Annotated in this window: 14 protein-coding genes, 1 other RNA gene and 1 other annotated feature; of the genes, 2 read left to right on the forward strand and 13 right to left on the reverse strand. The window is 39.2% G+C overall.

The genetic code is table 11. The features are described from left to right. Nucleotides 1-3: 3 nt before the first annotated feature. Entirely contained in the window at nucleotides 4-420 is a 417-nt protein-coding gene (gene cymR, locus ACRPLY_RS17975) for a cysteine metabolism transcriptional regulator CymR (protein ID WP_013059297.1), read from the reverse strand. Between the two features lie 226 nt (nucleotides 421-646). On the opposite strand from cymR, the gene ACRPLY_RS17980 reads away from it, so the two are divergent. Further along, nucleotides 647-1924 carry a replication-associated recombination protein A gene (locus ACRPLY_RS17980; protein WP_028411685.1) on the forward strand — a complete coding sequence of 426 codons (1278 nt, stop codon included), beginning with the start codon at nucleotides 647-649 and terminating at the stop codon, nucleotides 1922-1924. 46 nt (nucleotides 1925-1970) lie between these two features. Here ACRPLY_RS17980 and pstA read toward each other — a convergent pair whose 3' ends face one another. The 8 genes from pstA to ACRPLY_RS18020 all read right to left on the reverse strand — a co-directional run bounded on the left by pstA (nucleotide 1971) and on the right by ACRPLY_RS18020 (nucleotide 10067). Continuing rightward, nucleotides 1971-2900 (reverse strand): phosphate ABC transporter permease PstA, encoded by a 930-nt coding sequence (pstA, locus tag ACRPLY_RS17985; RefSeq protein ID WP_025750576.1) that lies wholly within the window; start codon nucleotides 2898-2900, stop codon nucleotides 1971-1973. Beyond that, nucleotides 2897-3784 (reverse strand): phosphate ABC transporter permease subunit PstC, encoded by an 888-nt coding sequence (gene pstC / locus ACRPLY_RS17990; RefSeq protein ID WP_013059300.1) that lies wholly within the window; start codon nucleotides 3782-3784, stop codon nucleotides 2897-2899. The genes pstA and pstC overlap by 4 nt, the downstream gene beginning before the upstream one ends. Before the next feature lie 124 nt (nucleotides 3785-3908). Then, nucleotides 3909-4793, reverse strand: a complete 885-nt coding sequence (locus tag ACRPLY_RS17995) for a phosphate ABC transporter substrate-binding protein PstS family protein (protein ID WP_028411686.1) — start codon at nucleotides 4791-4793, stop codon at nucleotides 3909-3911. 422 nt (nucleotides 4794-5215) lie between these two features. Beyond that, nucleotides 5216-5980: a tRNA threonylcarbamoyladenosine dehydratase gene (locus tag ACRPLY_RS18000; RefSeq protein ID WP_028411687.1), complete on the reverse strand. Its 765-nt coding sequence runs from the start codon at nucleotides 5978-5980 to the stop codon at nucleotides 5216-5218. Between the two features lie 162 nt (nucleotides 5981-6142). Further along, a non-coding RNA gene (gene ssrS, locus ACRPLY_RS18005) (6S RNA) lies at nucleotides 6143-6324 on the reverse strand. Nucleotides 6325-6442: 118 nt separating this feature from the next. Then, complete coding sequence (gene aspS / locus ACRPLY_RS18010) at nucleotides 6443-8221, reverse strand: aspartate--tRNA ligase (protein WP_165635129.1); 1779 nt, start codon at nucleotides 8219-8221, stop codon at nucleotides 6443-6445. A gap of 12 nt (nucleotides 8222-8233) precedes the next feature. Continuing rightward, nucleotides 8234-9502, reverse strand: a complete 1269-nt coding sequence (gene hisS / locus ACRPLY_RS18015) for a histidine--tRNA ligase (protein WP_028410586.1) — start codon at nucleotides 9500-9502, stop codon at nucleotides 8234-8236. A gap of 68 nt (nucleotides 9503-9570) precedes the next feature. Then, nucleotides 9571-9803, reverse strand: a binding site (T-box leader). Between the two features lie 87 nt (nucleotides 9804-9890). Next, the gene (locus ACRPLY_RS18020; protein WP_013059305.1) at nucleotides 9891-10067 is read right to left on the reverse strand and encodes a hypothetical protein; all 177 of its coding nucleotides are present in this window, start codon (nucleotides 10065-10067) and stop codon (nucleotides 9891-9893) included. A gap of 166 nt (nucleotides 10068-10233) precedes the next feature. Here ACRPLY_RS18020 and ACRPLY_RS18025 point away from each other — a divergent pair, with 166 nt between their 5' ends. Next, nucleotides 10234-11118, forward strand: a complete 885-nt coding sequence (locus ACRPLY_RS18025) for an N-acetylmuramoyl-L-alanine amidase (RefSeq protein WP_223546263.1) — start codon at nucleotides 10234-10236, stop codon at nucleotides 11116-11118. Here ACRPLY_RS18025 and dtd read toward each other — a convergent pair. The 4 genes from dtd to recJ all read right to left on the reverse strand — a co-directional run bounded on the left by dtd (nucleotide 11109) and on the right by recJ (nucleotide 16840). Then, the gene (dtd, locus tag ACRPLY_RS18030) at nucleotides 11109-11570 is read right to left on the reverse strand and encodes a D-aminoacyl-tRNA deacylase (protein WP_028411689.1); all 462 of its coding nucleotides are present in this window, start codon (nucleotides 11568-11570) and stop codon (nucleotides 11109-11111) included. The genes ACRPLY_RS18025 and dtd overlap by 10 nt on opposite strands. 15 nt (nucleotides 11571-11585) lie before the next feature. Beyond that, entirely contained in the window at nucleotides 11586-13784 is a 2199-nt protein-coding gene (locus ACRPLY_RS18035) for a RelA/SpoT family protein (protein WP_013059308.1), read from the reverse strand. Nucleotides 13785-13969: 185 nt separating this feature from the next. Further along, complete coding sequence (locus ACRPLY_RS18040) at nucleotides 13970-14482, reverse strand: adenine phosphoribosyltransferase (protein ID WP_165635128.1); 513 nt, start codon at nucleotides 14480-14482, stop codon at nucleotides 13970-13972. Between the two features lie 15 nt (nucleotides 14483-14497). After that, complete coding sequence (gene recJ, locus ACRPLY_RS18045) at nucleotides 14498-16840, reverse strand: single-stranded-DNA-specific exonuclease RecJ (RefSeq protein ID WP_028411690.1); 2343 nt, start codon at nucleotides 16838-16840, stop codon at nucleotides 14498-14500. Between the last annotated feature and the right edge of the window lie 86 nt (nucleotides 16841-16926).

Consider the following 16926-nt stretch of genomic DNA (forward strand, 5'->3'; position numbering starts at 1 on the left):
TTATTAAATATAAAACATATAAGACGCTTGATCATCATCAGAATGATTTGCTAAATCTTCAAGCGTTGTACTATCTAGCACTTCTTTAACTGCATCTCGAATACGAATCCACAGCTCGCGTTTTGCAGGCTCTTCATCTTCAATTCCTTCTACAGGACTAATAGGACCTTCTAAAACGGAAATAATATCGCCAGAAGTAATGTTAGCAGGTTCATGTGCCAAGATGTAACCTCCATAAGCTCCGCGCACGCTTTTTACAAGCCCAGCGTTACGCAGCGGTGAAATAAGTTGTTCTAAATAATGTTCAGATAAATCATGCGTTTGAGCAATAGTTTTAAGCGAGATAGGACCTTCTCCAAAGCGCTTCGCAAGCTCAATCATAATCGTTAAACCGTAGCGTCCTTTTGTTGAAATTTTCATACGATACACTCCTTCAATACACTTTTTTTATTTATGAAAAAAATAAGACCCTCACGTTGTCACTGAATGCTGTGATGAGTCGTTTTTTACTAAGCTATATGAACTTCTCTATACGCGTTTCTTGCAAATGTAACTGTTGATATTATAACATACTATGCCTATAAGATAAATTTCCACCACCTATTCACCTCTTGTGATACAGTGAAAGAAAAGAAAGGAGAAAAACATGTCTACAAAACCTCTCGCATTTCGAATGCGTCCAACTCATTTAGATGACGTTATCGGGCAGCAGCATTTAGTTGGCAAAGATAAAATGATTTATCGAATGGTAAAAGCAAATCACTTAAGCTCGATGATTTTATATGGGCCTCCAGGCGTCGGGAAAACAACAATTGCGACAGCTATCGCAAAAACAACCAACACGGCGTTTCGTCAGTTAAATGCCGTTGTAAACAATAAAAAAGATATGGAAATTGTCGCCGAAGAGGCCAAAATGTCAGGCAAAGTAATTCTTCTGCTAGATGAAGTTCATCGCCTTGACAAAGCCAAGCAAGACTTTTTGCTTCCTTATTTAGAAAACGGCATGATCATTCTAATCGGAGCGACAACAAGCAATCCTTATCACGCGATTAATCCTGCTATTCGAAGCAGATGCCAAATCTTCGAATTAAAATCTCTTACGCCAGATGATATCAAAATGGCGCTAACAAGAGCACTCAACGACTCATCCAACGGATTTGGGGATAGAAAAATTGCCGTAGAAGATGACGCCATGAACCACTTTGCCAACAGCTGTAACGGTGACGTGCGCTCGGCTTTGAATGCTCTGGAACTAGCTGTTTTATCAACAAGTGAAAGCGATGGTAAAATCGTTATTACCTTACAAACGGCAGAAGAATGTCTGCAGCAAAAGTATTTTTCACATGATAAAAATGGTGACGCTCACTATGATGTATTATCGGCTTTTCAAAAATCGATTCGCGGCAGCGACGTAAATGCCGCTCTTCATTATTTGGGACGGCTAATTGAAGCAGGAGACTTGATCAGCATCAATCGTCGCCTTTTAGTCATTGCCTATGAAGACATTGGACTAGCTGATCCGGATGCCGGCATGAGGACACTAGCAGCTATTCAAGCAACTGAGCGATTAGGACTTCCAGAAGCACGCATCCCGCTTGCAAACGCCGTTATTGAGCTTTGCCTATCACCGAAGTCCAACGCTGCTTACAAAGCATTAGATGAAGCGATAAGTGATATTAAAAAAGGGTTGTCCGGCGACGTTCCCATTCATTTGAAGGATGCTCATTACAAAGGAGCAGAGAACCTTGGACGAGGCGTTGAATATCAATACCCGCATGATTTTGATAACGGATGGGTCCTTCAACAGTATTTACCGGATCGCATCAAAAACAAACAATATTTTCATCCTAAACAAAATGGACAAGAAAAATACTTTTCAAAAGTTTTCAATCGTTTAGAGACATTAAAAAAAGAAAATGGCTGAAACTGTTGCTCAGTTTCAAAGCCATTTTCTTTTTTGTCTTTATCTATTAAGCTGCACTTTTAACGTCTTTTCGTTTTTTCGTTTTTGTTGAACCTTTAAAGTAGCTGTCTAAAAGTTTTGCTACTAAACGAGCGATGATATTAAACAACAGAACCATAATGATTAGAATAGCAGCTGACTTTGTTGCAATCAATCTCGCATCAGGTACAATTCCTTCAGAGTTTAATTTCCAAATGTGGACGGCAAGCGTCTCCGCTGGTCGAAAAATATTAAACGGGTTTACAGGACTCGTTAAGTCGGCATTTGAATTTAACATCGGCGTCGTTAAGCCAGCTGTATAAATCAGCGCAGCTGCCTCTCCAAAGATTCGTCCCGCTGTTAAAATAACGCCCGTGATAATTTGTTGAATCGCTGATGGAATCACTACTTTAACAATTGTTTGCCATTTAGTCGCACCCAAGCCTAAACTCGCTTCTTTTACACTCGCAGGAACAGATGCAATCGCACTTTCACATACGCGCGTTAAACCTGGTAAATTTAAAATTGTAATCACAAGTGCTCCGCCGATAAGCGTATAGCCCCAGCCTGAAAATGTGACGAAAATTAATAATCCAAATAAACCAACTACAATGGACGGTAATGACGCCATTGTCTCAATACATAAGCGGACGAAATTTAGGAAACGACCTTGCTTCGCGTACTCCGCTAAGTAAATTCCGGCTCCTAAACCAAGAGGAATAGAAATGATCAGCGTTAAAACAAGCATGTAAAACGAGTTAAACAGCTGCGGTCCAATACCACCACCTGCCATCGTATTGCTTGGCTTTCCAAATAAAAAGTTCGGATCCCAAAATCCCCAGCCCTTGGCGATAATTTCAACAACTAAATACACTAATAGCGCCACAACTAGAGCGGCAATGCCATAAAAAATACCTGTCCATATATTATTTACTGTGCGTGCATTTTTGTTTCTCATTGATGAGCACCTCGTTTCCCAATTGCTCGGATAATTAAAATGAACACGAAAGAAATAAGCAGTAAAATCATGGCTAACGTCCACAATGCGTTATTCCATGCCGTTCCGTTTAACGTATTAGACATATCCATTGTTAAAATACCTGTTAATGTTGCCGTTGGGCTGTATAAGCTTTCAGGAAGCTTAACCGTATTTCCGATAACCATTTGCACAGCTAGCGCTTCTCCGAATGCACGGGCAAGCCCTAACACGATACCTGTTAAAATACCTGTTTTAGCAGATGGAATAATAACTCGGCTAATTGCCTGCCATCTTGTTGAACCTAGTCCATAAGAAGCTTCTAAATATTCAGGTGCTACGCTTCGAATTGCATCGTCAGCAATACTTGCAATTGTCGGAAGAATCATGACGCTTAAGACAATAATTCCGGCAATCAAACTAAAGCCCACTCCGCCGAAGTTATCGCGAAGAAGCGGCACTAAAATGGTAACCCCTAAAAGACCGTATACCACTGAAGGAACTCCGACTAAAAGTTCTAAAACCGGTCGTAAAACCGTTGAACCAAATTTAGGCGAAATATAGTTGTTAAAAATGGCAATAGCAATTCCAATTGGAGCACTTATAATAACGGCTCCGATTGATACAAGCATGGAACCTAGTATAAATACAAGTGCCCCGTATTCTTTATTGTTTGGGCTCCATTTTGTTGAAGTCAACATTTCACCGATTGATATATTGCTTTGTAAAAATGACTGTATGCCTTTTTCACAAATAAACACGATAATAGCTAACGTAACAAGTACAATTAAAATACCGCAAAATGTAGAAAGCGTACGGCCAATGTATTCGCTTTTTACATAATTAATGGATTTTTTCCCCTTCATCGCTCTGTCTCCTTACATATTCAGTATATATTCGCTTTTCTTTTTATTTGCTATATACTTTATTAACATTCAAATAGAATAAGACTGACTGTGTTAGTCAGCCCTATTCTTTTTAAAAACACTTTTATTTTTTGAATTCAGTCATTGGGATATAGCCCATATCTTCTACTTGCTTAGCAAAGTCTTTACCAGATACATAATCAATGTACTCTTTTGCACCATCTTTTGGCTCACCGTTTGTAATCATGTACTCATAAGCCCAGAACGGATATTTTTCAGAAACAATATTTTCTGTTGTTGGCTCTACACCATCAATATTAAGCATTTTTAAACTTTCTTTTTTATCGCCAATTAAATACGACATAGCAAGGTAACTCACTGCTCCTGGCGTTGAGTTTACTGATTGCTCAACCGCTCCGTTTGAATCTTGAGCTGTACCAACGCTGTCATTTACTTTCGCGTCACCCATTAATGTTTTCTCGAATGTAGCACGTGTACCAGAAGATGCTGGACGGTTGATTACGTTGATTTTTTCGTCGTTTCCGCCAACTTCTTTCCAGTTTTTAATTTCGCCAGAGAAAATCTTTTGAATTTGCTCTTTTGTTAACGATTCTACTTTTACATCTTTATTTACAACAAGTGCGAACCCGATGCCCGCTACTTTCGTATCGACAAGTTTATCTGCTTTTGATTTATCTTCGATTTTATCGGCTGCTGGAACGTCAGAGTTTCCAATGTCAACTGCTCCTGATGCTACTTGGTTAACACCAGTTCCACTACCTCCACCTTGTACCGTTACTGAAAGGTTTGGATATTTTTCCGTAATTCCATTCGCTGCTTCTTCTGCAAGTGGTTGTAAAGCTGTAGATCCCGCCGCTGTTAACGTACCTGACACTTCTTCTTTGCTGCCCGAACCACTGTCGTTGCTTGCTCCGTCTTTACCACATGCTGCTAGTGCTCCTACCATTAAAAAAGCTGCTAATGTTACTTTAAAACCCTTTGTTTTCATTACATTACCCTCCAATAAATATATGTGTAATTAGTACTAGTCCTTTGTACTCGAACAACAGGTACAAGACACATTATACGAGTAGATTGTTGTCTTTATATGAAGTGAATTTTAAGTTACTGTAAACTTACTTATTTGGGGTTTATTTTTTCTTATTTCTATCCAAACCCTTGATATATAAGACTTTCTGAATATTACTGTAGAAGATACAACAGAAAGAAAGCCAAAACGTAAATTTTATGTAAATAAAGCGTTAAATAAATTTACATAAATCTCTTTTTTTACTACAGTGTAAATTCACCATCAAGCCATATTTTTCAATTTATTAGTACTTTTTATACATATCAAACAGAAGATTCCATCCAAAGCATAAATAGAACAGATATTTCCATAAAAAAAAGAAGGCTGCGATAGCCTTCTTTTTATTGATCACCTACGCGGCGAATCTTAATATTACTTAATAATTCATTGATAACATGACCGCCCATAATTAATCCCGCTACAGATGGAACAAAAGCATTAGAAGATGGGGGCATTTTCGCTTTTCGAATTTGCGCTTGATCGTTTCCTACTTCTTTGCGAACTTCTTCGCGAATAACGATTGGACGTTCATCAGAAAAAACGACGTTAATTCCTTTGCGAATTCCTTCTTTACGCAGACGAGTACGAACCACTTTTGCAATCGGATCTGTATGCGTCTTTGAAATGTCTGCAATTTTAAAACGTGTTGGATCCATTTTATTCGCAGCACCCATACTTGAAATAATCGGAATATCACGTTTTAAACATTCTTTCATTAAATGAATTTTATACGAAATCGTATCGGATGCATCCACTACAAAGTCCGGTTTGTAACTAAAGAACTCTTCATACGTTTCTTCCGTATAAAACATTTGAAGAGAAACGACGTCACAGTCTGGGTTAATATCCAAAATACGCTGTTTCATTAATTCTGTCTTGGGCTGACCTACCGTCGAAAGCAGCGCATGAATTTGACGATTTACGTTTGTAATATCAACATCGTCTTTATCTACAAGAATTAAACGACCTACTCCTGATCGAGCCAAAGCCTCAGCAGAAAACGACCCTACTCCTCCTATCCCTAAAATAGCAACCGTGCTGCCTTTTAAAGTAGCTAACCCTTCTTTTCCTATCGCCAGTTCATTACGCGAAAACTGATGCAACATGTTAAAACACTCCTCTATTAAATACACCAACGTGTATGATTAATTCAAATAAACAACGAAATTGACTATACCATATTTTTAGCAAAACGAACATGAGCATTCGATATTTCTCCATAAAAAAACTCTATGCAAATCATTACATAGAGGATTTCTTATATGTATGCTAGTCCCGATCGTGCCGTCTCGAGTGCCTTCGTTTTGAACCCGCTCTCGGCAGGTGGGTGCTCTGCTTTAACCATTGTAAGTCCTCGAGATGAGGCATGTACGCTCGTTAAAAACTCCGAGCTCCCAAGCAAAAAATTGTTCGGTCAAAACTGGATTAAGGACGAACACATCAGGACTATTTAGTTCTTGAAAGTATCTTATCACAGAAAAAATCACTTTGCAATTAATAAGTAAAACAAAAAAATCGAGCCTGTCGTGCTCCAGTGACAGGCTCGATTTAACAGATGGTTTAATCGATTACGCTTCTGTTTTTTGCCTTTTTACCTGCAAATGCAGCTCATCTAATTGCGCTTCACTTACTTCACCAGGTGCGTTTGTTAATAGACAGCTTGCACTTGCTGTTTTAGGGAAGGCAATTGTATCGCGCAAGTTTGTGCGTCCTGCTAAAAGCATAACCAAACGGTCAAGACCTAACGCAATTCCGCCGTGAGGAGGAGTACCGTATTCAAATGCTTCAAGTAAGAAACCGAACTGCTCATATGCTTCTTCTAATGTAAATCCAAGCGTTTTAAACATTTTTTCTTGAATATCACGCTCATAAATACGTAAAGATCCTCCGCCAAGTTCGTAACCATTCAACACTAAGTCATATGCTTGTGCACGGACTTGTCCAGGATCGCTTTCTAACATTGGTAAATCTTCACGAACTGGCATTGTGAATGGATGATGAGCCGCGTAGTAACGGTTGTCTTCTTCGTCATGCTCAAGAAGAGGCCAATCTGTTACCCATAGGAAGTTAAATTTCGTTTCATCAATAATCCCTTGTTCTTTTGCAAGCTTTAGACGAAGAGCGCCAAGTGCATCTGCTACAACTGACTTTTTATCAGCTACAAATAAAAGTAAATCTCCTTCTTCCGTTTGAAGAGCTTCAGCAAATTGCTTTTGCTCATCTTCGTTGAAGAATTTTGCAATCGGTCCTTTTAAGCCGTCTGCTTCAACTTTCAGCCATGCTAACCCTTTAGCACCGTAAATTTTCACGAACTCTGTTAAAGCATCGATATCTTTACGTGAATAGCTAGAAGCGGCACCTTTTACGTTAATCGCTTTTACTTCTCCGCCGTTTTCAACTGCTGCGCTAAATACTTTAAACCCGCAGTCTTTCACAAGCTCTGATAAGTTGACTAGCTCCATTTCAAAACGTGTATCCGGCTTATCTGAACCGTAGCGGCTCATCGCTTCATCATATGACATGCGCGGGAAAGGCGTCGTTACATCTAAATCTTTTACGTGCTTCATTACTTTAGACATCATTTCTTCCGTCATTGTCATGATGTCCTCTTGAGATAAAAATGATGTTTCAATATCGATTTGAGTAAATTCAGGCTGACGATCTGCACGCAAGTCCTCATCGCGGAAGCAGCGAGCAATTTGATAATAACGCTCAACTCCGCTTACCATTAACAGCTGCTTAAAGATTTGCGGTGATTGAGGAAGAGCATAAAACTCACCTTCGTGTACGCGGCTCGGCACAAGATAATCACGTGCACCTTCTGGCGTGCTTTTTGTTAAAATAGGTGTTTCAACATCTAAAAAGTCATTTTGATCTAAGAAGTCGCGAATTGTTTTTGTAATGTCATTGCGCATTTTAAGCGTGTTAAACATTTCAGAACGTCGAAGATCTAAATAACGATATTTTAATCGAACATCTTCTGATACTTCGGTTTGATCCGCAATGGCAAAAGGAGGTGTTTTGGCTTTATTCAACACCGTAATTTGCTCAGCGTGAACTTCAATTTTACCTGTTTTTAAGTTCGGGTTAACAGTTCCCTCTTCACGAGCTACAACAGTTCCCTGCACTTCCAGTACGAATTCATTACGTACATCTTCAGCAATTTTTAGCGCTTCAGCAGATTTTTCAGGATTAAATACAACTTGCACAACTCCGCCGCGGTCGCGTAAATCAATAAAAATTAATCCGCCTAAATCACGGCGCTTTTGAACCCATCCTTTTAATAGAACTGTTTCGCCAGTTGCTTGTTCTGTTACATCTCCACAGTAGTATGAACGTTTTGTCATCATGGTTCCCCCTTATACTTGTTCCTGCAAATAGCTAACCAATTGATCAATTGATACTTCTTGCTGTTCGCCAGATTCCATATTCTTTACGTTTACAACTTGTTTTGCTAGCTCATCTTCACCTAGAACAACAACAAATTTTGCTTGTACACGATCAGCTGCTTTGAACTGAGCTTTCATTTTTTTATCTTGATAATCTTTATCTGCTACAAAACCTGCACGTCGAAGCGTATTTACAATTGAAACAGATTTTTCTTTCGCCTCATCGCCCATTGTCACTACATAGCAATCTACGCCAGTTTCTACCGGAAGCTCAATTCCTTCTGCTTCCAATGCAGATAATAAGCGTTCAATGCTTAAAGCGAATCCGATACCTGGTGTTTCAGGTCCGCCGATTTCTTGAATCAGCCCATTATAACGGCCTCCGCCGCAAAGAGTTGTAATGGCGCCAAATCCTTCTGCTTCACTCATTAGTTCAAATGCTGTGTGATTATAATAATCTAACCCGCGTACTAGCGTCGGATCTACAACATAGTCAATGTCTAAATCGGTTAAGTACTGCTGTACTTTTTCAAAATATTCTTTTGAATAGTCGTTTAAATAATCAAGAATAGACGGCGCTGTAGCCATCAGTTCGTGGTCACGATCTTTTTTACAATCTAAAATACGAAGAGGATTTTTCTCCAATCGGCTTTGACAGTCGCTGCAAAACTCTCCGATGCGAGGTGCAAAGTGATCGATAAGTGCTTGACGGTGAGCTTGACGACTTTCTGTATCTCCTAAACTGTTAACAACCAGCTTTAATTTTTTTAATCCAAGCGATTGGTAAAAGCTCATTAACAGGGCAAGAACTTCAGCGTCGATAGCTGGATCATTTACCCCTAATGCTTCTACGCCAAACTGAACGAATTGACGGAAACGTCCCGCTTGAGGTCGTTCATAACGAAACATAGGACCGATATAAAACAGCTTTGTTGGCTGCGTTGGATTTCCAAACATTTTATTTGAAACAAATGATCGTCCAACTGCAGCTGTTCCTTCTGGACGAAGTGTTAAGCTGCGGTCGCCTCGATCCTTAAATGTGTACATTTCTTTTTGCACGATATCCGTTGTTTCTCCCACTCCGCGCAAAAATAATTCAGTGTGTTCAAACATTGGTGTACGAATTTCTTGGTAGTTGAACGCACGGCAGATTTCTCTTGCTCGCTGTTCAACAAACTGCCAATACTCTACTTTGCCCGGTAAAATATCTTGTGTGCCTCTAGGTATTTGAACTGACATAACGTGATATGCCTCCTATATTTAAAATTTACAATACAAAAAAACTCTCGCCTCTACTATTTTTCCATAGTAGGGACGAGAGTTAATCTCACGTGGTACCACCCTAATTGAAACATATGACATGTTTCCACTCATTTCGTTAACGCACGAACACGTTCATCTCCTACTAAGTTTCCCTTTTCAGAGTGAAGCCTCCTGAGTGTTCTTTCATAAAGTCATCATGTAGAAATGCTTTCAGCCTAAGACATTTCCTCTCTAGCCATGTGTCATCTTTACTACTTTTCTCGATCTTTGGCTTATCAATATAAAAATGTTATACATTCATTTTAATTTAGCAATTGCTTTCTATATTACGAATGAAATGAGCAGTTGTCAAGCACCTTTCATGTTAAGAGCGGTCTAATTGTTTTCTTAGTTTCTGAATATCTCGAAGCGTTAAACCAAATTCAGAAGCCAATTCAAGGGATGAAGCTTCACTTTCTCTATCAATAAAATCATGAAAATGAATGCCAAATACCGGATTTACCTGCTGAAATGATTGTTCACCTTTTTCACTAAACTTCATCGTTTCTTCCTCCCTGCCTACACTTACTTATCCTTTTATTAGCATTGCCCAAAAAAGATGTTTTTACATAAGAGAAAGGATTTTTTTTCTTTTCATCGAATACTCTATTTTGTTATAAAAAGGAGGTCTATCTATTCGCCATCTTAACATGAAGTCTGTATCTGTTTTGGCTGCAAGTATCCTTTTGTTACTGTGCTCTTCCTCATTTGAGCGCCCAAATGTACCGGTGCATCAACCCATTGTTGTAACAGCTGACTCTCTTCATGTACGCAGCGGTCCAGGACGTTCATTTTCAATTACAAATAAATTGACGAAGAATACAAGACTATCCGTTTCAGACCGTCAAGGAGATTGGTATTATGTAGAAAGCTCGGGTATTCAAGGCTGGGTGTTTAAAAAATTCACGAAAACCGTAGCGCTCCGTAGCGTTCAGCCCAGCATGCAGGTAGCGCAGCGCCAGCCTGTTTATACGCTGAGTAAAAGCTTGCAGCACCTAAAGGGCAAAACCATTATTATTGATGCAGGCCATGGAGGAAAAGACAAAGGAGCCATCGGCACACAGGGCACATATGAAAAAGATCTCACTCTCCGAACAGCGCTGATTTTACAAAACAAACTTCAAAAAGAAGGCGCACACGTCATTTTAACCCGCACCCGTGATGAGTACGTTCTACTTTCACAGCGCACGCTGCAATCGACTAAAGCAGATGCTTTTATAAGCGTTCACTACAACAGTACGAACAGCTCACAGCTAACTGGCCTTATGACGTATTATTATCATCAGCATCAGGACAGTCCACTCACACATTCTATTCATCAGTCACTCATTGAACATGCAAAATTGAAAGACAAAGGAGAACGATTTGGAAACTATTATGTTCTTCGCGAAAATACACGTCCGAGTACATTAATTGAACTGGGCTTTTTAAGCAACGAACGGGAAGAAACGTATATTAATTCCATCAGTTATCAGCAAATGATTACATCCGCTATCGCTGAAGGATTAAATCACTACTTTCAAAACAAAGAAAAAACGCAGACTCATCTGTGAGCCTGCGTTTTTTCTTTGCTTTCTACAATAAGTGTGACCGGTCCGTCATTCGTAAATGATACGTCCATCATTTCGCCAAATGCGCCGGTTTCTACTCGAATATTTTTCCCTGATAATACTTTATTAAAATAGTTGTAAATCGTTACAGCATGATCTGGCCTAGCAGCTTCCATAAAGTTTGGTCTTCTGCCTTTTCGGCAATCTCCGTAAAGCGTAAATTGAGATACCGATAAAATTTCTCCTTCTACATCTAGAAGCGACAAATTCATTTTGCCAGACTCATCTTCAAACACTCGCAAATTTACAATTTTGTCTGCTACATACTCTGCATCGGCTTCAGTATCCTCGTGGGTAATACCGACTAAAAGCATATATCCGTGCTCAATCTCGCCGACCGTCTCGCCTGCAACAGTTACTTTTGCATTCTTTGCTCTTTGTACGACTACTCTCATGTATAACGACCTTTCTTAATGCATAATTCGGCGAACTGAATAAATGTCTCGAAGCTGCTTAATGCGCTCGACCACTTTATGAAGATGACTGATGTTATGAATAGAAATTGACATATGAATCGTAGCCATTTTGTTTCGGTCCGATTTTCCTGAAACGGCTGAAATATTCGTTTTAGTCTCGTTTACAACCTGCAGAACTTCATTTAGTAAGCCTCGACGGTCGTAGCCCGAAATTTCAATTTCCACATTAAACTCTTTGCCCTCTTTAATATGTGTTTCCCACTCTACAGGAATAAGACGGCTTTCAGCATCATCTGTGTGAACGTTTAAACAATCTGCTCTATGAACAGATACTCCCCGCCCCTTTGTAATAAAACCAACAATCTCATCTCCGGGAACTGGATTACAGCATTTAGACAAGCGAATCAGCATGTTCTCTACACCCGGTACGATAACACCGGAATCTTTTCGTTTATGCTGGCGAACACGTTTAGCCGCAGTGTCGCGTGCAATGTCATCAATTTGGATCTCTTGTTCTTGATCGCGCTGCTTTCTCCACTTCTCGGTTAAACGATTAGCTACTTGAGCCGCAGTTAATCCGTTATATCCAATAGCTGCATACATATCATCTTCATTTGAGAAATTAAACTTCTCCGCTACTCGTTTGATATTATCAGCTGTTAATACTTCTTTTAAGTCAAACTCCATTTGACGAATTTCTTTTTCAACCAGCTCTTTGCCTTTTTCAATATTTTCATCGCGGCTTTGCTTTTTAAAGAATTGGCGAATTTTATTTTTGGCTTGAGACGTTTGAGCAAGCTTTAACCAGTCCTTGCTTGGACCATATGAATGCTTAGACGTCAAAATTTCGATAATGTCCCCCGTTTTCAAACGGTAATCAAGCGTAACCATCTTGCCGTTGACTTTTGCTCCAATGGTTTTATTTCCGATTTCAGAATGAATACGATAGGAAAAATCAATTGGAACAGAACCCGAAGGAAGCTCAATGACGTCGCCTTTTGGCGTAAAAATATAAACCATGTCAGAAAACAAATCAACTTTTAGAGATTCCATAAACTCTTCTGCATCGTTTGCATCATTTTGAAATTCTAAAATTTCTCTAAACCACGTTAACTTTTCTTCAAATGAAGCATGCTCAGCTGTTTTTCCCTCTTTGTAAGCCCAGTGAGCAGCAATTCCATACTCAGCAATTTGGTGCATGTCAAATGTTCGAATTTGAACTTCTAACGGATCACCTTTTGGTCCGATAACCGTCGTATGAAGAGACTGGTACATATTTTGTTTTGGCATCGCAATATAATCTTTGAAACGTCCTGGCATTGGTTTCCAGCACGTGTGAATAATCCCTAACACCGCATAGCAGTCTTTAATGCTATTTACAATAATGCGCACAGCTAGTAAATCGTAAATTTCATTAAACTGCTTGTTTTGCAGTGCCATTTTACGATAAATGGAATAAATATGTTTTGGACGTCCTGAAATTTCAACTTTAATCGACACTTCATCTACTTGCTCACGAACTTCATCAATAACTTCAGCCAAATATTGCTCGCGTTCCGCACGCTTTTTCTTCATCAAATTGACAATGCGATAATATTGCTGAGGATTTAAGTAACGTAAAGCTGTATCTTCAAGCTCCCACTTAATTTTTGAAATACCAAGACGATGAGCAAGAGGAGCAAAAATTTCAAGCGTTTCATTTGAAATGCGTCGCTGCTTTTCCTGCGGTAAATGCTTCAGCGTACGCATGTTATGAAGACGATCCGCAAGTTTGATCAGTATGACTCGAATATCTTGAGCCATTGCCACAAACATCTTGCGGTGATTTTCAGCCTGCTGCTCTTCTTTAGACTTATATTTAATTTTTCCAAGTTTCGTTACGCCGTCTACTAGCATTGCTACTTCTTCGTTAAAAGCTTTTTCTAAATCCTTTAGTGTTATCTCTGTATCTTCGACCACATCATGTAGAAATCCAGCTGCAATTGTTGCTGGATCCATATCTAGATCAACTAAAATTCCTGCGACTTGAATCGGGTGGATAATATATGGTTCACCCGACTTGCGATATTGTTCTTTGTGAGCTTCTTTTGCAAAATCATATGCTTTTTGTACAAAAGCCACGTCTTCTTCATTTAAATATCGCTTCGTATTGTCAATGACCTGTTCCGCTGTTAGGACTTGCTCATTTGCCATGAAATCACCTTTTATCAACTAGCATTTTTAATTCATATTGTAACTATTATCTTGAAAAAATCCAAGGATGTAAAGCCTTTGCGTCTAATTTATGAAATTTACATCATTTCCATTTTACGTATTCACGTTTTTTAACGAAAAAAGAGCACCTGTATCAGGTACTCTTTTTTATGTGATCGTTCTTCTTAATACGTCATTAATGTGAATACATCGTAACCTTCTAGTTTGTCACGGCCGTCAAGGTAAGAAAGTTCAATTAAGAACGCAGCTCCAACAACAATTCCGCCTAATTCTTCAACAAGCTTAATTGTCGCTTCAATTGTACCGCCTGTTGCTAATAAATCATCTGTAATCAACACGCGCTGACCTGGCTTAATTGCATCTTTGTGAATCGTTAATACGTCTTTACCGTATTCTAAACCGTAATCTACTTTAATTACTTCACGCGGTAATTTTCCTTCTTTACGAACAGGTGCAAAGCCGATACCTAACGCATATGCTACCGGACAACCAACGATAAATCCGCGAGCTTCCGGTCCTACGATAATATCAACTTGTTTATCATTGGCATATTTTACAATCTCATCCGTTGCGGCACGGTATGCGTCACCGTTATCCATTAATGTTGAGATATCTTTAAATGTAATACCTGGTTTTGGCCAGTCAGGTACAATTGTAATATAATCTTTAAAATTCATTCTAATGTTGCCTCCTCATTCAATCGAACGCTTAAAAATATCTTGAAATTGATTTTTAAGCTGTACATATGACGTATAAATAAAGTTTTTTTCTATTTCAATCTGCTGCTGCTTTTGGCGATAAGTCGCAGATTCTATTAAATCACGTTTCGTAGAATTTTTCACTAACGAAATTAAGCCATTGTTTATTGTAACAAATTCTAACTCAAAAAACACCTTTGCCATAAAATCAATCGTTTCTTTCGACCAGCCCTTATGAATTGCTAAATCTTCTTTGTAGCGTTTTAAATCAAAAGGACCCTTTTTCGCTAAAAAGCCGTAGAACCACTTAAAGTGATCGCGAGTTGGGATTGTATCAAAATAATGGTCTTCTTCCGTTAAGAAAATAGCGTATATCCTAGAAGGAATACCTTGGACAAACAAAGCTTCAAGCCACTTCTGTGACGGAGGCAAATCTAATAAAACGATCTGTTCTCCTGCAAACATGCATGCTTTTGCCTGTTCTTCATTTTGAATAAGAACAACATGTTCCATCGGCAGCATCGACTTGTATTTATCAATTGTTGAATCGTGAAAAGCAACAACTTTCATTTGATCTGTGAATACCTGTTCAAAGAAACGTTTGACATCAACCGCGCTGCGATAATCAAACATCTGCCACTCATCTACAGAGATATCTTCTACCATCAGCTGCGGTTTGCGCATATTGTTCCACTCATTAATGGATAGTTCACCTACTAATGATACCTTAGCTATAGGAGATACTTCATCTAATATATAGCCTAACCCAAATCCTACTGCATCAACCGATACACCGCTGTCTTCAAATACGAGTTTTAAATGATTTTTATTCGCACCAATTTTCCGCATAGATGTTGTATGAACATCTTTAATGAGAACTTTTGGCTTCGGATTATGCATACCAAATGGAGCAAGCGCACTCATTTGTTCAATGTTTTCCAGCGTAATTTCCTCTGTTTTGCATACTGTATCAACTGATGTAATTGGAATAAAGTCCTGTTGAGTTAACACGTTGCTTGCTTGTTCATTAAGGCGTCTGCGCAGTTCTTCTACATCCTCGCTGTTTAACGTCATGCCGGCTGCCATTGGATGCCCTCCAAAATGCGGCAAAATGTCACGGCATTTAGATAAGTTCGCGAATAAGTCAAAGCCTTGGATACTTCTTGCTGAACCTTTAGCAATACGGTTTTCAGAGTCAACACTTAATACAATTGTTGGTCTGTAGAACTTTTCTACGAGCCTAGAAGCAACAATTCCAACAACGCCTGCATTCCATCCTTCTCCCTCTACAATAAGAACGCTATTTTCATCCGGAGGATACATACTTTCAACAAATTCAACGGCTTCTTCCGTAATATCGTTTACGATTTGCTGCCTTTCCTTGTTTAACGCATCAATTTCTTTAGCTAAACCTTTTGCTTCTTCAGCATTTGTTGTCATAAGCAAATGAACAGCTGGATCAGCATCTTGAAGACGTCCTACTGCATTAATGCGAGGAGCCATGGCAAATCCAATTGTATCCTCAGTAATTTCTTCGCGTTTTACTCCACATACGCTCAGCAGCGCTTCAATTCCAGTACGCTTCGTGAGCTTGAGATAGTCAAGACCTTTGCGAGCAATTAAGCGGTTTTCGTCGACTAAAGGAACTAAGTCAGCAATCGTCCCAATCACTGCTAGTTCTAACAAATGTTCCGGAAGCTCCCCTAACAGCGCATGAGCAAGTTTAAAAGCAACTCCTACACCTGCCAGTTCTTTAAATGGATATGTACTGCCCGGCAGCTTTGGATGAATAATTGCATAGGCATCGGGTAAAACCGGACCCGGCTCGTGGTGATCAGTAATAATTAAATCAAAATCTAATTCACGTGCATACGCCGTTTCTTCGACTGCCGAAATACCTGTGTCTACCGTAATCACCAGCTGATAGCCGCCTGCGTTTATTTTATCAAATGCTGCCTTATTCGGCCCATAACCTTCTGTAAAGCGATTAGGAATATAAAAATCAGTATCAGCGCCGAGCTGCTGTAAAGCAGATAACATAACTGAAGTACTGCTGACGCCGTCCGCATCGTAATCTCCATAGATCATAATTTTTTCATTATGATCAATTGCTTGCTGAATACGAGCTACTGCTTTGTCCATATCGTGCAATAAAAACGGATCGTGGAACGTTTGTGCATCAACGTGTAAAAACTCACGTGCCGCTTCTACTGTTGTCATGCCTCTATTAAGTAATAACGAAGCTACTAGAGGTGTAATATTGAGGTTTTCTACAAATTCATTAACAAGTTGTTCATCACATTCTTGAACATTCCAACGTTTTTTTGACTGTAACATGTCTCTTCACCCCTTAACCCACATTATTATACTAGAGTGGATGAAATGGAGCAACGAAAGAAAATAAGCATATTTTTCTGACAGTG

It is taken from the genome of Priestia sp. TGN 0903, from assembly GCF_050846855.1.
GTDB classification, from domain to species: Bacteria; Bacillota; Bacilli; order Bacillales; family Bacillaceae_H; genus Priestia; species Priestia zanthoxyli.